General features: G+C 70.1%; 14 protein-coding genes. 4 read left to right on the plus strand and 10 right to left on the minus strand.

Annotated features, from left to right (window positions below):
* Positions 1-141 precede the first annotated feature (141 nt).
* From ACO07H_RS02075 to ACO07H_RS02090, 4 genes are read left to right on the plus strand one after another with little or no spacing between them, the layout of a single operon-like run.
* Positions 142-1,290: an MlaE family ABC transporter permease gene (locus tag ACO07H_RS02075; protein ID WP_422010608.1), complete on the plus strand. Its 1,149-nt coding sequence runs from the start codon at positions 142-144 to the stop codon at positions 1,288-1,290.
* A complete protein-coding gene (locus ACO07H_RS02080; protein ID WP_422010610.1) occupies positions 1,290-2,102 on the plus strand; it encodes an ABC transporter ATP-binding protein in 813 nt (270 codons plus the stop codon). Before ACO07H_RS02075 ends, ACO07H_RS02080 begins: the two co-directional genes overlap by 1 nt.
* Positions 2,099-3,139, plus strand: a complete 1,041-nt coding sequence (locus ACO07H_RS02085; RefSeq protein WP_422010612.1) for an MlaD family protein — start codon at positions 2,099-2,101, stop codon at positions 3,137-3,139. Before ACO07H_RS02080 ends, ACO07H_RS02085 begins: the two co-directional genes overlap by 4 nt.
* Complete coding sequence (locus tag ACO07H_RS02090; protein WP_422010614.1) at positions 3,136-3,780, plus strand: PqiC family protein; 645 nt, start codon at positions 3,136-3,138, stop codon at positions 3,778-3,780. Before ACO07H_RS02085 ends, ACO07H_RS02090 begins: the two co-directional genes overlap by 4 nt.
* Before the next feature lie 211 nt (positions 3,781-3,991).
* Here the strand turns inward: ACO07H_RS02090 and ACO07H_RS02095 are convergent, their stop codons facing one another.
* The 10 genes from ACO07H_RS02095 to ACO07H_RS02140 form a co-directional block, all read right to left on the minus strand.
* Positions 3,992-5,392, minus strand: a complete 1,401-nt coding sequence (locus tag ACO07H_RS02095) for a TolC family protein (protein WP_422010616.1) — start codon at positions 5,390-5,392, stop codon at positions 3,992-3,994.
* 1 nt (position 5,393) lies between these two features.
* Complete coding sequence (locus ACO07H_RS02100) at positions 5,394-8,687, minus strand: efflux RND transporter permease subunit (RefSeq protein WP_422010618.1); 3,294 nt, start codon at positions 8,685-8,687, stop codon at positions 5,394-5,396.
* 17 nt (positions 8,688-8,704) lie between these two features.
* Positions 8,705-9,901, minus strand: a complete 1,197-nt coding sequence (locus ACO07H_RS02105) for an efflux RND transporter periplasmic adaptor subunit (protein ID WP_422010620.1) — start codon at positions 9,899-9,901, stop codon at positions 8,705-8,707.
* Positions 9,902-10,070: 169 nt separating this feature from the next.
* Entirely contained in the window at positions 10,071-11,630 is a 1,560-nt protein-coding gene (locus ACO07H_RS02110) for a peptide MFS transporter (protein ID WP_422010622.1), read from the minus strand.
* 165 nt (positions 11,631-11,795) lie between these two features.
* The gene (locus ACO07H_RS02115) at positions 11,796-12,368 is read right to left on the minus strand and encodes a L,D-transpeptidase (RefSeq protein WP_422010624.1); all 573 of its coding nucleotides are present in this window, start codon (positions 12,366-12,368) and stop codon (positions 11,796-11,798) included.
* Positions 12,369-12,515: 147 nt separating this feature from the next.
* Positions 12,516-13,334: a hypothetical protein gene (locus ACO07H_RS02120; protein WP_422010626.1), complete on the minus strand. Its 819-nt coding sequence runs from the start codon at positions 13,332-13,334 to the stop codon at positions 12,516-12,518.
* A gap of 43 nt (positions 13,335-13,377) precedes the next feature.
* A complete protein-coding gene (locus ACO07H_RS02125; RefSeq protein ID WP_422010628.1) occupies positions 13,378-13,740 on the minus strand; it encodes a hypothetical protein in 363 nt (120 codons plus the stop codon).
* A gap of 186 nt (positions 13,741-13,926) precedes the next feature.
* On the minus strand, positions 13,927-15,846 hold the full coding sequence (locus tag ACO07H_RS02130) for a secretion protein (protein ID WP_422010630.1): 1,920 nt from the start codon (positions 15,844-15,846) through the stop codon (positions 13,927-13,929).
* Between the two features lie 23 nt (positions 15,847-15,869).
* Positions 15,870-18,545 carry a jacalin-like lectin gene (locus ACO07H_RS02135; RefSeq protein WP_422010632.1) on the minus strand — a complete coding sequence of 892 codons (2,676 nt, stop codon included), beginning with the start codon at positions 18,543-18,545 and terminating at the stop codon, positions 15,870-15,872.
* A gap of 194 nt (positions 18,546-18,739) precedes the next feature.
* Positions 18,740-19,534, minus strand: coding sequence for an exodeoxyribonuclease III (locus ACO07H_RS02140; protein WP_422010634.1), 795 nt, complete (start codon positions 19,532-19,534; stop codon positions 18,740-18,742).
* Between the last annotated feature and the right edge of the window lie 34 nt (positions 19,535-19,568).

Here is a 19,568-nt window from a genome sequence, read left to right on the forward strand (position 1 = left end):
GGGCCGCCTTCGGGGTGTCGGCGGGCACCGACAGCGAACGGCGCGGCGTGCTGTCCTACAACGCGCACCGCCCGCGTCCGGGCTGCGAAGTCGCCGTTGCCGCAGAGCATCTGTCCATCCTGACGTTTTGCTGCCCTGCCCGTGTCCCAGGCCCTGCCCGCTGCACTGACTCCCCCTGCCGACGGCGACCACGCCGGCACGGGGTCGAGCGCGCGCTGGGAGGGCGAAGGCGCCCAGTGGCGCCTCGTGCTGGCCGGGGACTGGCACGAAGCCGGCGCGCAGATGCCGCCCCCGCCCGCCGGGCTGACGGTGGCGCAGGGCACGCGCGTGACCTTCGACAGCGCGGCCGTGTCGCACTGGCAGCCGTCGTTCGCGGCGGCGCTGTGGCAGGCGCTCGCGCCGCTGGCGCGCGGCGGCGTGGCCCTGGATCTGGCCGGCCTGCCGCGCGGCCTGCGTCCGCTGCTGGAACTGAGCCTGCCGCCCGCGGACGGCGCGCCGCAGAAGCGGCCGGCCGCCGACGCGGACGACGCGCGGCCGGACCCGGAGTGGCGCAAGACGCTGGTGTTCGTCGGCGACCTGCTGGGCGCGCTGGGCCGGCTGGTGCGCGGGCGCAGCGCCATGCGCCTGTCCGACCTGATGTGGCAGATCGAGCAGACCGGCCCGCGCAGCCTGCCCATCGTGCTGCTGGTCAGCTCGCTGGTGGCGCTCATCGTCGCGTACATGGGCGCGGAGCAACTCAAGCGCTTCGGCGCGCAGAGCTTCATCGCCTACCTGGTGACCATCGGCGTGGTGCGCGAGATCTCGGCGCTGGTGGTGGGCATCGTGCTGGCCGGCCGCGTGGGGGCGGCGTTCGCAGCGCAGATCGGCAGCATGCGCGCGGGCGAGGAGATCGACGCGCTGACGACGCTGGGCGTGGACCCGGTCGAGCACCTGGTGCTGCCGCGCATGCTGGCGCTGCTCATCACCGGGCCGCTGCTGACCCTGTGCGCCGGCGTGGCCGGCCTGGGCGTGGGATGGGGCGTGGCCGTGATGCTGTACGACGTGCCGGCGACGGCCTACCTGTCGACCACGCGCGAGGCGCTGGAGATGGGCGACCTGGCCATCGGCCTGTTCAAGGGCAGCGTGTACGCGATGCTCGTGGCGATGGCCGGCTGCCGGCAAGGCCTGAACGCCGGGCGCAGCGCGCAGGCCGTGGGCGAGGCGACGACGGCGGCTGTCGTGCAGGCCATCGTCTGGATGGTGGTCGCCGCGTCGACGCTGACCGTCATCTTCCAGCGCCTGGGCTGGTGATGGCTGCAGCACCGGGCACCGACAAGCACGTGCTGATGCGCGTCGAGAACCTGAGCCTGCATGCCGGCGGCCGCGAACTGCAGCATGGCCTGACGTTCGACGTGCTGGCCGGCGAGGTGCTGGCGATCGTGGGCGCCAGCGGCTGCGGCAAGAGCACGCTGCTGCGCCACATGATCGGCCTGCAGAAGCCGCAGACGGGCCACGTGACGTGGACGGCCGGCGGCGCGAACCGCGACGTGCACGGCGACGACCCGCCGCACCGCGAGATCGGCGTGGCCTTCCAGGCCGGCGCGCTGTGGAGCAGCATGACCGTGGGCGAGAACGTGATGCTGCCGCTGGAGCTGTACACCGCGCTGGACGCGCCCCGGCGCGAGCAGCTGGCACGCTTCAAGCTGGCCCTGGCCGGGCTGAACGATCCGGCCACCTTCGACGCCGAGCCCGCCGCGCTGTCGGGCGGCATGCGCAAGCGCGCGGCCATCGCCCGCGCGCTGGTGCTGGACCCGCCGCTGCTGTGCCTGGACGAGCCGTCCGCCGGCCTGGACCCGCTGACGTCGGCGCGGCTGGACGACCTGATCGTGCGCCTGAAGCGCGACCTGGGCACCGGCATCGTGCTGGTCACGCACGAGCTGGACAGCCTGTTCGCCGTGGCCGACCGCGTGCTGTTCCTGGACGTCCAGGCCCACACCGCCACGGCGCTCGGCCCGCCCGACGAACTGCGCGACAGCGGCCCGGCGCCGGTGCGCGAGTTCCTGACCCGCGGCAAGTACCAGAGCCACGACACCGAACATCCACAGCCAAAGGAACCCGCATGAAGCGCCGCCGCGCCAGCCCTTTCCTGATCGGCGCCTTCGTCGTCGGCGCCGCCGCGGTGCTGGCCATCGCGCTCATCGCGCTGCCGGGCAACCACTGGTTCAAGAAGCCCCAGCGCGTCGTCATGTTCTTCACCGGCTCGGTCTACGGGCTGCAGAAGGGCGCGCCGGTGGTGTTCCGCGGCGTGCACGTGGGCGACGTGACGGAGATCCGCGTGTACTACGACCGCAAGACCGACGGCTATGCCATCCCGGTCGTCGCCGACCTGGACACCGACGCCATCCGCGACCTGGACGGTCGCCGCAACCATGGCGACATCGGCCACGCGCTGCCCACGCTGATCGAGCGCGGGCTGACCGCGCAGCTCGGCACGCAGAGCCTGGTGACCGGCCAGCTCTACGTGGACCTGGACCTGCGCCCCAAGCAGAGCGGCGCATTGCACGGCGGCTACAAGGAAGACGCCACCGAGATCCCGACCACGTCCACCGTCTTCCAGGCGCTGAAGAACCAGCTCGACGGCATCGACCTGCGCAAGATCCTCGACGACCTGAGCCAGATCGCCGGCGCCGCGCATGCGTTCGCCACCGGGCCGGAACTCAAGCAGGGGCTGAAGGACTTTGCCGCGACCGCCGCCCATGCCCGCAAGCTGGCCGAGCAGCTGGACCGCCGCGCCGCGCCGCTGAGTGACAGCGCGATGCGCGCGCTGGCCAGCGTGGACCGCGCCGGCAGCCGCGTGTCGGAGGCGGCGTCCAGCGTGGGCCGCGGCGCCGACCGCGCCAGCGAGCTGCTGGACCCGAACGGCGCCGTCGTGAAGGACTTGCAGCGCGCGCTGGACGAGTTGCGCCGCGCCAGCGCCTCGCTGCGCGAGACGGCCGACAGCGACGGCCCGCTGCTGCAGCAGACCGAACGCACGATGCGCGACCTGTCGTCGGCCGCGCGTGCGCTGCGGCAGCTGTCCAATTCGCTGGACGCCCAGCCCGACGCGCTGCTGCGCGGCCGCAAGCCCGATCCCAACCCCACCGGGGAGCCTGCACGATGACGACGATCCCAGCCCTGGCCACGCCTGCCCGCCTGCGCCGCCGCGACGGCCTGCACCTGCTGCTGGCGGCGCTGGCCTTGCCCCTCGTGGGCTGCGCGACGCGCGACACGCCGCCGCGCCGCCTGTACGGCCTCACCGGCGCGCCCACGCTGCCGCCCGACGCCAGGCCCGGCCAGGACGGCCGCGCGTGGGTGCTGAGCCCGCAGGTGGCGATGCCCGAGCTGCTGGACCGTGACGAGATCCTCGTCGCCGAGCGCAGCGCCGGCCTGCGGCCGTGGCCCGAGGCGCGCTGGGCCGAGCCGCTGCGCGACGCGCTGCCGCGCGTGCTGACGGAAGACCTGGCGCGGCTGCGCCAGCCCTACCCGGTCACGCTCGGCACGGCACCGGCCAACGGCATCGAGTCGCTGCGGCTGACGGTGCAGGTGGACGAATGGCTGGCGCGCAGCGCTGGCGCGGGCCTGCAGCTGACGCTGCGCGCGCGCTGGCGCTGGGCGCCGCTGCACGCACCGGCGAACACCGCCCTGCCGGCGGCGGGCAGCACGGCGCTGACGGTGGACTGCGCCGCGCAGGCGGATGCGCTGGCCGATGCGCACCGGCGCAGCCTGACACTGCTGGCCGCGCGCATCGTTGCAGCTTCCTGACCCGCGCTTGGCGGCTTGTCCGACGCGGGCCGCCGGTCACCGCCGACCGCGCCACCGCCGTGGCGGCGCGACCATGACTCCCTCGATCAAACTTCAGTGAGGCCTGTCATGTTCAAGTACATCGTTGCCTGGTTGCTCGGCGTTCCGGCCCTGGTGCTGGTCGTCATCTACTTCTTCTTCCACTGACCGAGCCAGCCCGCCCCGCCCTCGCTCAGGGCGCCGTCAACCGGGCCGCGAAGGCCTTGTGGACGGCCAGCAGGGCGGTGGCGCGGTTGGTCTGCACCTGGATCAGCGCATCCTGCGCCGCGAGCCGGTCCTGCTCTGCGGTGAGCAGTGAATAGAAGTCGGCCACGCCGGCTTCATAGCGCCTCAAGGCCAGTTCGCGGGCGCGGGCGGTGGCTTCGGCCGCGGCGGCCTGCGACACGGCCTGCAGCTCGGTTTCGCGCAAGGTCGACAGGCTGCCCTGGGCATCCTGCAAGGCCACGAGTTGCGCCTGCTCGGCACTGGCAACCGCGGCATCGAACCCCGCTCGCGCGGCGGTTTCTTCGGCCTTGCGCGCGCCGAAGTCCAGGAAGTTCCAGTTCAACGCTGCGCCCAGGCTGTGGACCTGCGTGGCGCTCTTGAACAGGTCGCCGGCACGCGCAGCGCTCCAGCCGATCTGGCCGGTCAGGCCCAGCGTGGGCCAGCGCGCGGCCCACGCCACCTGCGCGCGGGCGGCGGCGGCCTGGGCGCGCACGGCGGCGGCCTTCACGTCCGGCCGCTGGGCGAGCAGGCCGGCCGGGTCGGGCAGCGTGCCGAGGCTGACGAGGCGCGGCTCGGGCATGGCGGGCAGCGGGTCGGTGTCGGCCTTGTCGCAGTCGGCCGGCGGCTGGCCGCGCAGCGTGTCCAGCTGCAGCCGCGTCAGGCAGGCGGCGTTGCGCAGCGCGGGCACGCTGGCCGAGGTCTGCGCGACGAGGGCTTCGGCGCGCGCCTGGTCGAGCGCAGTGCCACGGCCGACGCCGACGCGGGCCTTCACGAGGTCCAGCAGCTGGTTCTGCACCACCAGCGTGTCCTTGGCCAGCGCCAGGCGGTGGCCCAGGCCGATGAGCTGGGCCTGCAGGTTCAGCGCGGCGCCGGCCAGGCTGAGCTGGGCGGCGTCGCGGTCGAGCGCGGCGCCCTGGGCGTCATAGCCGGCGGCCTGCGCGTTGGCCGACAGCCGGCCCCACAGGTCCAGCTCCCACTGCGCCGTGGCGTTGACGCCGTAGGCATTGAAGTTGTTGAACTGGCCCAGGTCGTTGGCGGCGCGCTGGCGGCTGGCGCTGGCGCCCACGCCCACGCTGGGCAGGCGCTGCGCACCGGCGGCGTCGGCCAGCGCCTCGGCCTGGCGCAGCCGTGCGGCGGCGGCGCGCAGGTCGCGGTTGCTGGCCAGCACGTCGTCGACGACACGCTGCAGCTGCGCGCTGTCGGCGAATGCACGCGTCATCGTCGCGGCGGTGCCGCTGGCCTCGGCGGGAACGGCGGGCTGCTGCGCGAACTGGGCCGGTGCCAGGTTGGCCGGGCTGGACGACAGGCCCGGCGCGGCACAGCCGACGAGCAGGGCCGCGGCCGCGAGAGGTGTGAGGCGGCTCAGCATGTCAATGGCCCTCCTTCTTGGTCGGTGGAGCATCGTCATCGATGCCCGGGTGGAAGGCGTGGGCGGAGGCCTCGATCTCGGCCTTCAGCGCGGCGGCACGCGCGCGGCGCCGCTCGGTGCCCTTGCGCAGCAGCGCGTAGAACACCGGCGTCAGGAAGATGCCGAAGAGCGTCACGCCCAGCATGCCGGCGAACACGGCGATGCCCATCGCGCGGCGCATCTCGCTGCCGGCACCGCTGCCGGCGATCAGCGGGATGACGCCGGCGCAGAAGGCGATGGACGTCATCAGGATGGGACGCAGCCGCAGGCGGCAGGCCTCGATGACGGCGTCCGTCACGGACTTGCCGTGCTCCTCCAGCTCCTTGGCGAACTCGACGATCAGGATGGCGTTCTTGCACGCCAGCCCGACGAGCACGACGAGCGCCACCTGCGTGAAGACGTTCAAGTCCCCGGCCTGCCCGAACGGCGGGAAGTGCGACAGCCACACGCCGAAGAGCGCGGACAGGATGCACATCGGCACGATCAGGATGATGGCCAGCGGCAGGCTCCAGCTCTCGTACTGCGCGGCCAGCACCAGCACCACCAGCAGCACCGAGAAGCCCAGCACCGCAGCCAGCGTCGGGATCTCCACGCCCACCACCGGCAGCGTGACGTTGCGCGTCAGGCGGTCCTGGTAGCTGAGGTCGGTCCACTCGTAGCTCATGCCGCGCGGCAGGCTCTTGAGCAGCCGCTCGATCTCGCCCTCGGCCTGGCCGCTGGAGAACCCGGGCTTGGGCGCGCCGTTGATGTCGGCCGACGGGAAGCCGTTGTAGCGCGTGACGCGCGTGGGGCCGAAGGTGGGCTCCACGGTCATCAGCGCGCCCAGCGGCACCATCTCGCCGGCACCGTTGCGGGTCTTGAACTGGACCACGTCGTCCGCCTTGGCGCGGAAGGGCGCGTCGGCCTGGACGATGACCTGGTAGGTCTTGCCGAACTTGGTGAAGTCGTTGACGTACAGCGAGCCGAGGTTGATCTGCAGCGTGTCGTAGATGTCCGCCAGGCCCACGCCCATCTGCTTGGCCTTGGTGCGGTCCACGTTGGCGAACAGCTGCGGCACGTTGATGTCGTAATTGGAGTACGGCGTGCCGATGCTCGTGTTGGGGTTGCCGTAGACCTGGCCCAGCGTGCCCCAGACGGCCGCGTACAGCGCCTGCTCGCCCTGGCTGCCGCGGTCCTGCACCTGCACCTTGAAACCGCCGGACACGCCCAGGCCGTCCACCGGCGGCGGCGGCACGACGAACATGCGCGCGCCCTGGATCTGCTGGATGGCGCCGTTGACGCTGCCGAGGATGGCTTCCTTGGACTTGTCGTGCGAGGTGCGCTTGTCGAAGCCCTCCAGGCCGAAGAACACGATGCCTTCGTTGGGCGACGCGGAGAAGCCGGCGACCGACAGGCCCGGGAACGCGACCGCGTCGACGATGCCCGGCGTCTTCAGCGCGATCTCGCTCATCTTGCGGATGACTTCTTCCGTGCGGTCCAGGCTGGAGCCGGCGGGCAGCTGCGCGATGCCGATCAGGTACTGCTTGTCCGGTGCGGGCACGAAGCCGCTGGGGATGCGCGAGAACAGCAGCACCGTGGCGCCCAGCAGCAGCGCGTAAACGACGAGTGCCGCGCCCTTGCGGCGCAGGATGCCGGTGACGCCGCGGCCATAGGCCTCGGAGCGGCGGTGGAAGAACCGGTTGAACCAGTGGAAGAAGCGGCCGAACACGCGCTCCATGCCGCGCATCAGCGCGTCCTTGGGTGCGTCATGCGGGCGCAGCAGGATGGCGGCGAGCGCCGGCGAGAGCGTCAGCGAGTTGAACGCGGAGATGACCGTGCTGATGGCGATGGTCGCGGCGAACTGCTTGTAGAACTGGCCGGTCAGGCCCGGCACCAGCGTCAGCGGGATGAACACCGCGCACAGCACCAGCGCGATGGCGATGATGGGCCCGGAGACCTCCTGCATCGCCTTGATCGTGGCGGCCCGCGGCGTCAGGCCGTCCTGGATGTTGCGCTCGACGTTCTCGACCACCACGATGGCGTCGTCCACGACGATGCCGATGGCCAGCACCAGGCCGAACAGCGTCAGCGTGTTGATGGAGAAGCCCAGCAGCAGCAGCATCGCGAAGGTGCCGACGATGGACACCGGCACGGCGACCAGCGGGATGATGGACGCGCGCCAGGTCTGCAGGAAGATGATGACCACCAGCACCACCAGCGCGACGGCCTCGAACAGCGTGTGCACGACCTTCTCGATGGAGGTCTGCACGAAGCGCGTGGGGTCATAGACGATCTCGTAGTCCACGCCCTTGGGGAAGTTGGGCTTGAGCCGCTCCATCGTCTTGCGCACGTTGTCCGAGATGGCCAGCGCGTTGGAGCCGGGCGCCTGGAAGATGGCGATGGCCGCGGCTTCCTTGTTGTTCAGCAGGCTGCGCAGCGCGTAGGTGTTGGCGCTGATCTCGACGCGGCCCACGTCCTTGACGCGCACCATCGCGCCGGTCTTGGGCTCGGCGCGGATGATGATGTTGCCGAACTCCTCCTCGGTGGCCAGGCGCCCCTGCGCATTGACGGAGAGCTGGAATTCCGTGCCCTTGGGCGACGGCGAGGCGCCGACCACGCCGGCCGCGACCTGCGTGTTCTGCTCGCGGATGGCGCCGATGACGTCGGACGACGTCATGTTGCGGCTGCTGAGCTTCTGCGGGTCCAGCCAGATGCGCATGGCGTAGTCGCCCGCACCGAAGGCCAGCACCGAGCCCATGCCGGGCACGCGCAGCAGGTCGTCACGCACGTTGAGCGTGCCGTAGTTGCGCAGGTACAGCGCGTCGCGCGAGTTGTCCGGGCTGACCAGGTGGACCACCATGGTCAGGTTGGGCGCGGACTTCTCGGTCGTCACGCCGATGGTGCGCACGATGTCAGGCAGGCGCGGCAGCGCGCGGTTGACGCGGTTCTGCACCGCGGTCTCGGCGGCCTCGGGGTGGGTGCCGACCTTGAACGTGACGGTCAGCGTCATGCCGCCGTCGCCGGTGGCCTGGCTCTCGAAGTACAGGACGTTTTCGAGGCCGTTGATCTGCTCTTCCAGCGGCGCGGCGACCGTCTCGGAGATCACGCGCGGGTTGGCACCGGGGTACTGGGCGCGCACGACGACCTGCGGCGGCGCGACCTCGGGGTATTCCGAAATCGGCAGCAGCGGGATGGCCAGCGCGCCGATCAGGAAGATGAACAGCGACAACACGGTCGCGAAGCGCGGCCGGTCGATGAAGAAGCGTGAGATGTCCATGGGCTACCGCCTTGGGATTACTTCGAGGCGGCGGAAGCCGGGGCAGCGGCCGGGGCAGGCGCGGCACCCGGCGGGCCTTGCGGCGGCGCGGGGATGGGCATGCCCTTGTCGTCGACCTTGAGCACCTGCGGCGTGACCGGCGCGCCGGGGAAGGCACGCAGCAGGCCGTCGACGATGACCATCTCGCCGGCCTTGACGCCGTCCACCACCCGCATGCCGTCGATCAGCGCGCCCGGCGTCACCGGGCGGGGCTGCACGATGTTGTTGGGGCCGACGATGAGGACGATCTTGCGCGTCTGGTCCGTCGTGATCGCCCGGTCGGGCACGACGACGCCCGGGTAGCTGCTGCCGCCGCCCAGCTTCACGCGGGCGTACAGGCCCGGCGTGAACTGGCCGTTCTTGTTGTCGAACACGGCGCGCGCGCGGATGGACGCGGTGGCGGGGTTCAGCCGGTTGTCGACGAAGTCCAGCTTGCCGGTGTGCGGGTAGCCCTGCTCGTTGGACAGGCCCATCTGCACGACGGTGGAGACCGGCTTGGCCGAGCGCATGTACTTCAGGAAGGTGGCTTCGCTGGCGTCGAAGTAGGCGTAGACCTTGTCGCTGGAGACCACGGTGGTCAGCACGGCGTCGCCCACGCCGACGAGGTTGCCCGGCGTCACGTTGGCGCGCGACGTGCGGCCGCTGACCGGCGACGTCACGTTGGCATAGTCGATGTTGAGCCTGGACTGCGCCGCCGCCGCCTCGGCCGCCTTCAGGTTGGCCTCGGCCGCGCGCTGAGCGGCGCGCAACTGGTCGATCTCCTGGCCGCTGATGGCGTTGATGGACACCAGCTTCTCGGCCCGGGCCAGCTCGGCCCGGGTCAGGTCGACCTGCGTCTTCGCCGCGGCACTCTGGGCCTCGGCGCGGGCCACGTCGGCCTTGAACCCGCGCGCGTCGATGGTGAACAGCGGGTCGCCCTTGCGCACGAGCTGGCCTTCCTTGAAGCGCACGGCCTCCACGGTGCCGGCCACGCGGGAACGCACGTCGACGGTGTCGGGCGCCTCCAGGCGCGCGGTGAATTCGTCGAACTCCTGCACTTCGCACTGCGTGGCCGGGGCCACCGACACCGGCGGCGGGCCGCCGTGCCCGGCGGCGCCATCTGGCTTCTGGCCGCAGGCGGCCAACAGCATCGCAACGAGGGGGATCAGGGGCAGCGCCAGGCTCTTCTTTGTCATATGGGGCTCCGAATGCAAGCCGGCGACTGTAATCAGATCACCGCGACGCTGACTACCGCGCATCTGAAAGCCCTGCGTGATGCTGACATCTCTTGTCAACAGCGTCGGCTTGTGAACAAAAAAGCCGCCCGAAGGCGGCTTTTGGCGTGAAACCGAGTTTCAGTTCGGCTCAGTGCACGCCATGCATCTTCTTCTTCATCCAGGGCGTCAGCAGCATCAGCACGACGCCGGCACCGATGGGGATGGCGGTGAAGATCAGGAAGAAGACCGACATCGAGTAGTGCGTGGAGATGTCGTCGATGTAGGCACCGGTCGAGCCGGCCAGCTTGTTGGCGATGGCCGTGTTCAGGAACCAGACGCCGAACATCAGGCCCAGCAGGCGCGCAGGCGCCAGCTTGGAGATGTAGCTCAGGCCCACCGGCGACAGGCACAGCTCGCCCATGGTGTGCAGCAGGTAGGCCACGCACAGGAAGACCATGCTGACCTGCGCCGTCTTGGCACCCTGCGGGATGCCGGACGAGCCGTACGACAGCGCCGCGAAGCCCAGGCCCAGCAGGATGAGGCCGACCGCGAACTTCACGGGGCCGGCCGGATTCCAGTGCCGCTCCCACATCTTGGAGAACATCGGCGCCAGGATGACGAGGAAGAACGAGTTCAGCACGCCGAACCAGCTCGCGGGCACCTCGGACTGGTCGAGCGCGAATTCGCGCGCCAGCATCCAGATCACCAGCCCCCAGATGATCGCGAACGCCAGCGCCAGCAGGCCGTTGGCCAGCGCGAAGCGGCTGCCGGTGCTGCGGTTGAGCTTCCACAGCAGCCAGGTCAGGATCAGCGCGGGCAGCACCGTCATCAGCGAGTTGGCAATCTTGAAGATGAAGCCGCTGGTGCCGACCAGCGAGCGGTCGGTGTAGTCGGCCGCGAAGATGGTCATGGAGCCGCCAGCCTGCTCGAACGCGAACCAGAAAAAGATCGTGAAGAACGAGAACACGAAGATGGCCTTCAGCCGGTCCGCCACGACATGCGCCGGCGTCTCGTCGGCCGCGGCGGCTGCGGCCACCTTGGCGCGGTCCTCGGCCTTGGGCGGGCGGCCGATGTCGCCGAAGATGGCCTGGCTGAAATAGAACTGCAGCGCGCCCAGGATCATGAACAGGCCGGCCAAGCCGAAGCCCAGGTGCCAGGACACCTTCTCGCCGATGTAGCCGCACAGCAGGATGCCGAAGAAGGCCCCCGCGTTCACGCCCATGTAGAACAGCGTGTAGCCGCCGTCACGGGCGTTGTCTTCCTTGGGGCCGTAGAGCTGGCCGACGATGGCCGACACGTTGGGCTTGAACAGACCCGTGCCCAGCACGACGAGGCCCAGGCCGATGAAGAAGCTCGGCACCGTGTTCAGGAACATCGAGATGTGGCCCGCCGCGATGACGAAGCCGCCGATGACGACGGCGCGGCGCGTGCCCAGGTAGCGGTCGGCCAGGTAGCCGCCCAGCACCGGCAGCAGGTAGGCCAGGCCGGTATACCAGCCGTACAGCGACGTGGCGTCGGCCCGGCTCCAGCCCCAGCCGCCCTTGGCGACCTCGGTGATGAGGAACAGCACCAGCAGGCCGCGCATGCCGTAGTAGGAGAAGCGCTCCCACATCTCGGTGAAGAAGAGCACGAAGAGCTGGTTGGGCTGGCCGAGGATGGCGGCGCGGCCTGTCGCAGCCGGGTGGGCCGCGGGTGTGGGGGTAGTCACGTCTATCGTTCCAGGTGAAACCGGGGGTCCGGGGAGGCGGGCGGTGGCCCGCCGCGGAAGGGCGGGATTGTCCGGCCCGGCACGCGGTTTCCACGGCGGCCCGACCCCGGGATTGCCCTGATGCAACTGCCCGCTCACGGGCGCGCGGCGGCCTCGCGCGCGCGGTCAGGGCCTGCTGGCGCGGGCGTGGCCGGTGGCCGACGCGAGCACGGTTTCGCGCTCGGGCAGGATGTAGACCAGGCTCTTGCTGCCACCCAGCGTGGGCAGCACGACCTGGTCGAAGAAGGCCGGGTCCACGACGACGCAGCCCAGCGTGATACGGCGATCCGGCAGATGGGTTGACGCCAGCCGCTCGGGCCGCTGCTGGCTGGCCGGCGCCGGGCGCAGGCGGTGGATAGCCAGGTTGGCTTCGTAATCGATCCAGACGATGCGCTCGCCGGTCAGGTTGCGCCCGGGCTGGGCCTCGAAGCGGCCGGCCGGCGTCACGCGCTCGTCGCGGCTCAGCGCGTCGGGCGCCTTGCCCTTGGCGCTTGCCGGCTCCTGGTCGCCGGGGGTCAGGCCCAGCAGCGCGGGCGCACGGCCCACGAGGCGCCCTTCGGCGTCATAGATCGCCAGCGTGGCCTGGCGCTTGTCCACGACGGCGAACGGGCGGCCATCGCGGCTGTCGTTCGCATCGGGCCGCGTCGCCACTTCCGGGCTGCCGCCCTGTGCTGTCGCGATGGCGCTCCATGCGGCCAACGCGCCCCACAAGCCCCGCACCCCGGGCCTGGCCCGGCTCGCCCAACTTCTGCCCACTCGCTGCCCCGTTCAACCGCGGCGGCGCACCCGCGCGCCGACCCTGGGGGCAGTCTAGGAAAGGGGCGCTGTAACAGACAGCCGAAAACTTCACGGTCCGGCGTTGTTACGCGGGGCCGTCGAGGCCTGGGCCAGCCGGGTGGATGCGGCGGCGGGGAAGAACGCCGCCAGCGGGCTGCTCTCGGGCAGCACATACACCACGGCGCGGCCACCGCGGAACTGCGGCCAGACGGTCTGCTCGAAGAACGCCACCGGCACGTTGATGCAGCCCCAGCTGATGCGGTTGTCGGCGGCCGTCGGCGTGGCCAGGCGTTCGAGCCGGCGTTCCTTGGGGTTGGTCGCGCGCACGCGGTGCATGGACACCGCGGCGTCGTAGTCGACCCAGACGACGTCTTCGTTCAGCGCATTGCGGCCCACCTGGGAGACGAAGCGGCCGGCGGGCGTGGTGCGCTCCTGGGGCTTGATGTCGGCGATGGCCTTCTGGCCGATGCCGGCCACCGTGTGGTCGCCGGCGGCGTAGCCCAGAAGCACGGGGCTGGTGCCCAGCATCCGGCCGGTGGGCGCGAATACATAGACCTGGGCGCGGCGCTTGTCGACGATGGCGAAGGGCAGCACGCCGTTGTCCGCCTCGCGCACGGCCCAGGCGGCGACTTTGCTCACATCCTCGGGCGCGCGGACATCGCCGAAGTCCAGGCGCCGCTCCAGCGGCAGGGGCGCCGTGACCACGGCTGCCGGCACCATGGCGGCGACCGGCCGGGGCGGCGCAGCCGGCGGGGTCGGGCTGCGCCAGAACCTGGTGCCCAGCACAGGCATGAGGACGACCAACGCCACGGCACCAATGACGGCGCCCTGGCGCAGGCCGGCGAGGATGTCGCGCCACCGGCGGGTGGCGTCGACATCACGAGGCACTCCGGGGTCCACGCTCATGGATGACGGAGAGGGGTTGCCGCGATCAGTTGCGGTCGGCGCGGGGAGCCGGCTCGCTCGCTGCGTCATAGGACGGCGCGGACGACGGCATCGTCGAGCTGTCCTGCGCAGGCGGGGTGGCCTGCATCTGGGCCGGGTCCTGCGCAGGCAGCGGTGCCGTCGGGTCGGCCGGCGGCTGGCTGCGCGTCGGGTCCGCGGGCTGCTGCTGGGCGGTGGTGTCGTTCAGCGGCATCGCCGTCGGATCGGCCGGGGCCTGATCGGTGGCCTGCGTCATCGTCGACGGCTGCTGCACGGGCGGCGTGTCTTCGGATTGGGCAACGGCCAGGCCGATGCCGCTCACGAGGAAGACGGCAGTCACGGCACTGGTCACGGTCTTGAGATGGGACATGGTGGATTCCTTTCAATGCGTTGGCCGGCTGGCCGGGGGGCGGAAGCAGTGTTTTGAACCGCTGGAATCCACTCTAGGACCGCGGCCGCGCATCACGCGTCGGCACCCGGCCCAACCCGCTGTAGGAACGCCCCCACGCCATGAACGACTGGTTACGCCACGCCGTGTTCGGCGACACCGGTCACCTCAGTAGTACAGGAAACCCAGCGCTTCCTTCAGCCGGTCCACCGTGCTGCTGCTGCGATCCCAGCGCTCCATGGCCACGTCGCCCTGGCGGAACTCGCGGAACAGCTCGTTGGGCTGCAGCTGGTTCATGATCGCGTCGACGTTGGGCGGCACGTTGGCGCCGAAGCCGAAGCGCTCGCGCAGCGCCGCCATGCGCCCGGGCATGGTCTCGCTGGCCGCGCCCGGGTCTTGCGACACCTGCACAGGCGAGCGCGGCGTGACCAGCACCAGCACCGAGCGGCGCACGTCGTTGGTCTTCTTGTTCGAGAACAGGTACTGCACGACCGGCACCTCCTGCAGCCCGGGCACGCCGTCGCGCGTCGTGTTGGAGGACTTCTCGCTCAGGCCGCTGAGGATCAGCGTGTCGCCCAGGTTCATGACGACGTTGGCGTTGGCCGTCGTCTCGCCGATCTCGATCTGGTAGGCCGCCTTGGGGTTGTTCACCGTCGCGTCCAGCGACGTGCGCTGCGCCTCGACCTTGAGCTGCACGCGGCCGCGCGACAGGAAGACGGGCGTGACGGCGAGCTTGATGCCGAACTTCTTGTCCAGCGGCACGACGGTGGTGCCGCCCTGCGTGCTCGTGGACACCAGGCCGGCGCTCAGGTTGGTGCCCGAGAAGAACTCGGACGGCTGGCCCTCGATGGCCGCCAGCGTGGGCCGCGCCAGCACTTCGTTGACCGCGCTGTTGGCGTTGGCGATGTTCAGCGAATAGGACAGCGCGGGAATGGTCACGGCGCGGGTGATGGCGGTCGTGGCGGTCGGGTCGGCGGCAGCACCCGCCAGGTTCCAGGTGTTGACGCGCGAATAGGCGGCCAGGTTGCCGGCCACCGAGCCCAGCTGCAGCGACAGCGCGCTGAGCAGGTTCACGCCCTTGGACGTGGATGCCAGTTCCTGCGTGGACAGCAGCACGACGTCCACCAGCAGCATGCGCGGACCGTCGCCGCCGGGCTCGGCTTGGACCGTGGCCGTGGCCGCGGGCGCAGCCGCTGCCGGCACAGCACCTGCCGCCGCCGCAGGCGCGGCCTGGGACGCCGCAGGGGTGGGCCGGGGCATCGGCGGCAGCGTGAACGCCTGTGCCAGCACCTGCGGCCGCCCGTCGGGCGAGACGCTGGAGAAGGTCGCCGGCTGCGCGGTCGCCGCGGCGGTGGCCTGGCGGCTGTAGAACGCCTTCCACTGGTCCAGCCGGCGCTCGGCACGCTTGACGTCAGGTCCGTCGCCATCGAGCCTGGCCAGCGTCAGCCGCATGCGGTCGGCCTGCGCAAAGTTGGCGCAAGAGGCGTAGACCGCGATGCTGGAGCGCACGAAGCTGCGCGGCAGGGTCTCGGGCGATTTCTGGAACTGGTCGGCCATCATGCAGGCCGTGCGCGCGTCGCCGGTGAGGTAGGACGTCACCATCAGGCCGAACATCGACGTGCGGCTGTCGGGCGTCAGCAGCAGCACGTTGGTGAACTCGGCCTTGGCGCGGTCGAACTGCTGCAGGTCCACATGGGCCAGGCCCAGGAATTCCTGCGCGATCCAGTTGCCCGGGTCCAGCCGCAGCGCCTGCTGGTAGCCCTCGATGGCCATCTCGGTCTTCTGCGTGTCGCCCTGGCGGGCCTGCAGGTGGTAGACGAAGCCGTTGAGCAGGTGCAGGTAGGAATTGCGCGCGTCCAGTTGCAGCGCCTCGTTGACGGCCTGCTGCGCCCTGGGCAGCGCCATGCGCTTGATGTGGCCGACGGCCTCGGTCACCTTGGCGAGCATGTCGGAGTCGCGCACGTCGCCGGGCACCAGCGCGACCTTGTCGACCAGTTCGGCAAAGGACGGCTCCAGCGCCGCCGAGGCGGGCAGCGCAAGGCTGAGCGCGGCAGCCAGCGCCAGCGAGGTTCGGGCAAAACGGTTCATGGAGGCAGTCTCATGTCGGCTGCTCAGCGCAGCCCGGTGGACGGGAAGTAGAGCCGGTCGATGCTGCTGCCGGCACGGCCGTAGACGCAGCCCAGCTTCTCGCCGGGCGGCAGCGTGAACGACGTCGCGTTGGCGTCGTTGCCGCCATAGGGGCCGAAGACGCGCCCCTGGCTGGTGGTGAACGTCACCTGGTTGACCCGGTCGCCGGCACGGAAATCCACCCGCGTGATGGCTTCGCCGGGGTTCAGCGCGATATCGGCCCACTTGTCCGTCTTGGACGCGCCCTGGCGCGTGGCCCAGCGCCCGGCATAGCGGAACTGCACGGCGTTGACCTCCTTGCCGTAGCCCACGCGGAAGCCATCGACATACTGGCCCGGGCTGCAGACGTCGCCATCGCTCCACAGGCCACCGCCGTCACCACCGCCGCTGGCCACGGTGCCGGCGAGCGTGCCGTTGAACGGCGTGTCCGGAGCGCCGTTGCGGCCCTCGTCCTCGCCGTAGTTGCTCCAGTGCTCCATCGCGTCGGGGAAGTTGTCCCGGCCGAACGCGGCCACCAGGTCGGGGTAGCGGTTCAGGTAGTCGCGCACGCTGAAGTCCTCGCTGCCCTGGCGGCCCTGGTCGAGGCCAGTGTCCAGCCAGTGCTGCAGCGCACATGGCAGGTTGCGCCCGGGGCACAGCGCCTGGACGTCGGCGTAGCGGTTCCAGTAGTACGCCGCCGAGAACATCAGGCTGCCCTGGCGGCCTTCGTTGAAGCCGTACTCGCGCCAGTGCGTGGCCAGATCCACCTTGGCCGCCACGACGTCGGGGGCGTTGTCGTAGTAGTCATCCCAGTCGAACACGGAGGCGGCGAACTTCGGGTCCGGCCCCTTGTGGTGCTTTTTCTTCTTGCCGATGCGCTTGAACGCGTTGCCGGCGTCGTTGAAGGCGGACATGGCCGCGTTGGACGTCTTGCTGGCCGCGTCGCGGGCGCCGTTCTTGGCGGTGGTGTAGGCCTGGTTGGTGCCGTTGCGAATCTTGTTGAGCTGCTGCGTCGCGGCGTGCGCCGTGTAGCCGCCGAGGTTCTTGTACTCGCCGGCGATCTTGTTGAGCGCCTTCTCCAGGTCTGCGCCGACGCAGCCGGCGATGGACGACGGGTCGACGTTGACGCCGCCCTGCGCGTCGAACACCTTGGCCAGGTCGGTGCTGGGTTCGAGCTTGAGCGTGGCCTTGATCTCGAACGGGTTCACGCAATTGGCCGGCACGTCGATGTGCAGCTTCTCGCCGTCCAGGATCACCTCGACGGTCTGGCCGCCGAAGTTGCCCTTCAGGCGGATGCGCTGCGTGTCCTTGTCGATGTCCGCCGAGGCGACGACCTTCTCGATCGTCACCCTGCCCAGGGGGCCAAGCTTGACGTAGAGCTGTTCCATGGCCTTGGCGTGCATGCCGGAGGCGCCGGCGCTGGCGTCCAGCGAGCCCATCTTGGCGCCGACGACGGTCACGTCGCCACCCAGGTGGACGAAGGGACCGCCATCCGCGAGCGGGCCGTACAGCGTGACGTTGAAGGCCTTCGCGTCTGTGGGGAACGGCTTGGTCGCGTCGCCGAACTTGTACTCGGGCGCCGGATGCGGGTTGCGCAGCTGGATCATGGTCAGCGGGTACTCGACCGTCTTCAGCATGGACTTGAACTGGTCGATGTTCTTCACGAAGCCGCCGCCGTACCGGGCCAGGCGCGGGTCGGGCACGGACATGGCGATCATCATGTTGGTCGCGTCGGCCAGCGTGTAAGACGCGGGCGTGGCCATGACGAAGCTGAAATCCAGCAGGTCCATCGCGCCCTCGGGCGAGAGCGGCGTCTGGAACTGCAGCAGCGTCTTCTTGGTGGTGCCGGCGAAGACGGCGTTGCCCTTGTAGCCGAACACCAGTTCGTTGTCGATGAAGAGGGTCGTGTCGGTCAGCGTGGCGCGCGGCATCGGCAGGTTGATGGCCGAACCGGGGCCGAACTGGAACTCGACGTAGGCACCGGGCTTGAGCGCGTCGGCGGAGGCCTTCTTGAACGTGTCGCCGTGGTGCAGCGCCGTCCCCAGGCCGGCACCGGTGCCGGCGGCGCTGGTCAGGTCCAGCGGGATGGGCACGGACACGCCGGTGCGCATCGTCAGGTTGTCGACGTCGACATTCATCGACTGCAACTGCATGCGCAGCAGCCCGGCCAGGCTGGCCCGGGCCGCGAGCTGCACGCCGGCAGCGAACTCCAGGTTGGGCACGCCGAAGTAGCTCTTCTTGACGACGGCCTGCAGGTCCGCCGGCATCTTGGTCGTGTCGAGCACGTAGTCGGACGTGGAGATGGAGATGATGGGCTGCTGCAGCGACGTGCCGCCCAGCACCTTCTGCACCTTGGCCTTCAGCAGCGTGGGCATCGCCATCTTCTGGTCGAGGACGAGCATGAAGGTCTCTTGCAGCTTGCCGTCGGTGAAGTAGTAGAGCTGCAGCTCACCGGACTTGGTCATGTAGCAGCCGCTGAGGGCGCCACCGCATGAGGTCTTCTTCAGCGCCGGCACCAGCGCATGGACCTGGTCCTTGACGCCGTCGATGGGCAGCGCGCCGAGCATCTTCTTCAGCGGGTCGCTGATCTGGGGGATGTCGCTGGCATGGGCAGGCACCTGCAGCGCCACGGCGCCCAGTGCCCACAGCGTCAGGTTCAGCAGCGTCTTCGTGAAAGTCATCGGCATCCGTTCCGGTCGGGGTGCGCGGCCACGGAAGTGGCGCGTCACCGCTGGCGAGTCGGGGCGAATGTAGGCGCGTGTAACGGCCTGTTAACGCAGAAAAGCGGGGCCTGTCGCCGGCATCCGGCAGGATTCAACGAATGCGCGGGCAGGCATGGGGTCAGGTCTGATGCGCCCCTGCAACAGGGCCGCGCTCAGAGCTTGAAGTCGTAGTCGATGGTCAGCGGCGCGTGGTCGCTGAACAGCTCGCCGGTGTAGATGGACTCGGCCCTGGCCAGCGCGGCGATGCCGGGTGTGGCCAGGTGGTAGTCGAGCCGCCAGCCGACGTTGTTGGCGCGCGCGTTGCCGCGGTTGCTCCACCAGGTGTACTGCTCGGCCCGCTGGTTCAGCGTGCGGAACACGTCCACCAGGCCGCCGCCTTCAGCGCCGGCGTCGAAGAGTTGCGTCAACCACGCGCGCTCCTCGGGCAGGAAGCCGCTGTTCTTCTGGTTGCTGCGCCAGTTCTTCAGGTCGATGGGCTGGTGGGCGATGTTGACGTCGGCCACGAGGATGAACTCGCGCTCGGCCTTGAGCGCCCGCAGGTGCGGCTGCAGCGCAGCCAGGAAACGGTACTTCACCGCCTGGCGCTCCTCGCCGCTGGTGCCGCTGGGGAAGTACACGCTGATGAGGCTCAACTTGCGGCCGGGCTTGTCGAAGCGCTTCTCGATCCAGCGCCCCTCCAGGTCGAACTCGCCGATGCCCAGCCCCGTGACGAGGTCGCTGGGCTCTTCCTTCGTGTACAGGCCCACGCCGGAGTAGCCCTTCTTCTGGGCGTAATGGAAGTGGCCGTTGAGCTTGTCGCAACTGCGGAACTTGTCCTCGACGACATCGGCCTGGGCCTTGAGCTCCTGCACGCCGACCGCGTCGGCCTGCTGCTGGTCGAGCCAGTTGAAGAAACCCTTGCTGGCGGCGGAACGCACGCCGTTGAGATTGGCGGTGATGAAGCGCATCGGAGTCGAGAGGAGGGAGGGCAATACCCAGTAT

Source organism: Roseateles sp., assembly GCF_965229315.1.
Lineage (GTDB): Bacteria > Pseudomonadota > Gammaproteobacteria > Burkholderiales > Burkholderiaceae_C > Pelomonas.

Excerpts from the sequence above, each read along its gene's own strand:
- ACO07H_RS02080 (WP_422010610.1), top strand. The coding sequence starts at position 1,290 with ATGGCTGCAGCACCGGGCACCGACAAGCACGTGCTGATGCGCGTCGAG.
- ACO07H_RS02085 (WP_422010612.1), top strand. The coding sequence starts at position 2,099 with ATGAAGCGCCGCCGCGCCAGCCCTTTCCTGATCGGCGCCTTCGTCGTC.
- ACO07H_RS02090 (WP_422010614.1), top strand. The coding sequence starts at position 3,136 with ATGACGACGATCCCAGCCCTGGCCACGCCTGCCCGCCTGCGCCGCCGC.
- ACO07H_RS02095 (WP_422010616.1), bottom strand. The coding sequence starts at position 5,392 with ATGCTGAGCCGCCTCACACCTCTCGCGGCCGCGGCCCTGCTCGTCGGC.
- ACO07H_RS02100 (WP_422010618.1), bottom strand. The coding sequence starts at position 8,687 with ATGGACATCTCACGCTTCTTCATCGACCGGCCGCGCTTCGCGACCGTG.
- ACO07H_RS02105 (WP_422010620.1), bottom strand. The coding sequence starts at position 9,901 with ATGACAAAGAAGAGCCTGGCGCTGCCCCTGATCCCCCTCGTTGCGATG.
- ACO07H_RS02125 (WP_422010628.1), bottom strand. The coding sequence starts at position 13,740 with ATGTCCCATCTCAAGACCGTGACCAGTGCCGTGACTGCCGTCTTCCTC.
- ACO07H_RS02130 (WP_422010630.1), bottom strand. The coding sequence starts at position 15,846 with ATGAACCGTTTTGCCCGAACCTCGCTGGCGCTGGCTGCCGCGCTCAGC.
- ACO07H_RS02135 (WP_422010632.1), bottom strand. The coding sequence starts at position 18,545 with ATGACTTTCACGAAGACGCTGCTGAACCTGACGCTGTGGGCACTGGGC.
- ACO07H_RS02140 (WP_422010634.1), bottom strand. The coding sequence starts at position 19,534 with ATGCGCTTCATCACCGCCAATCTCAACGGCGTGCGTTCCGCCGCCAGC.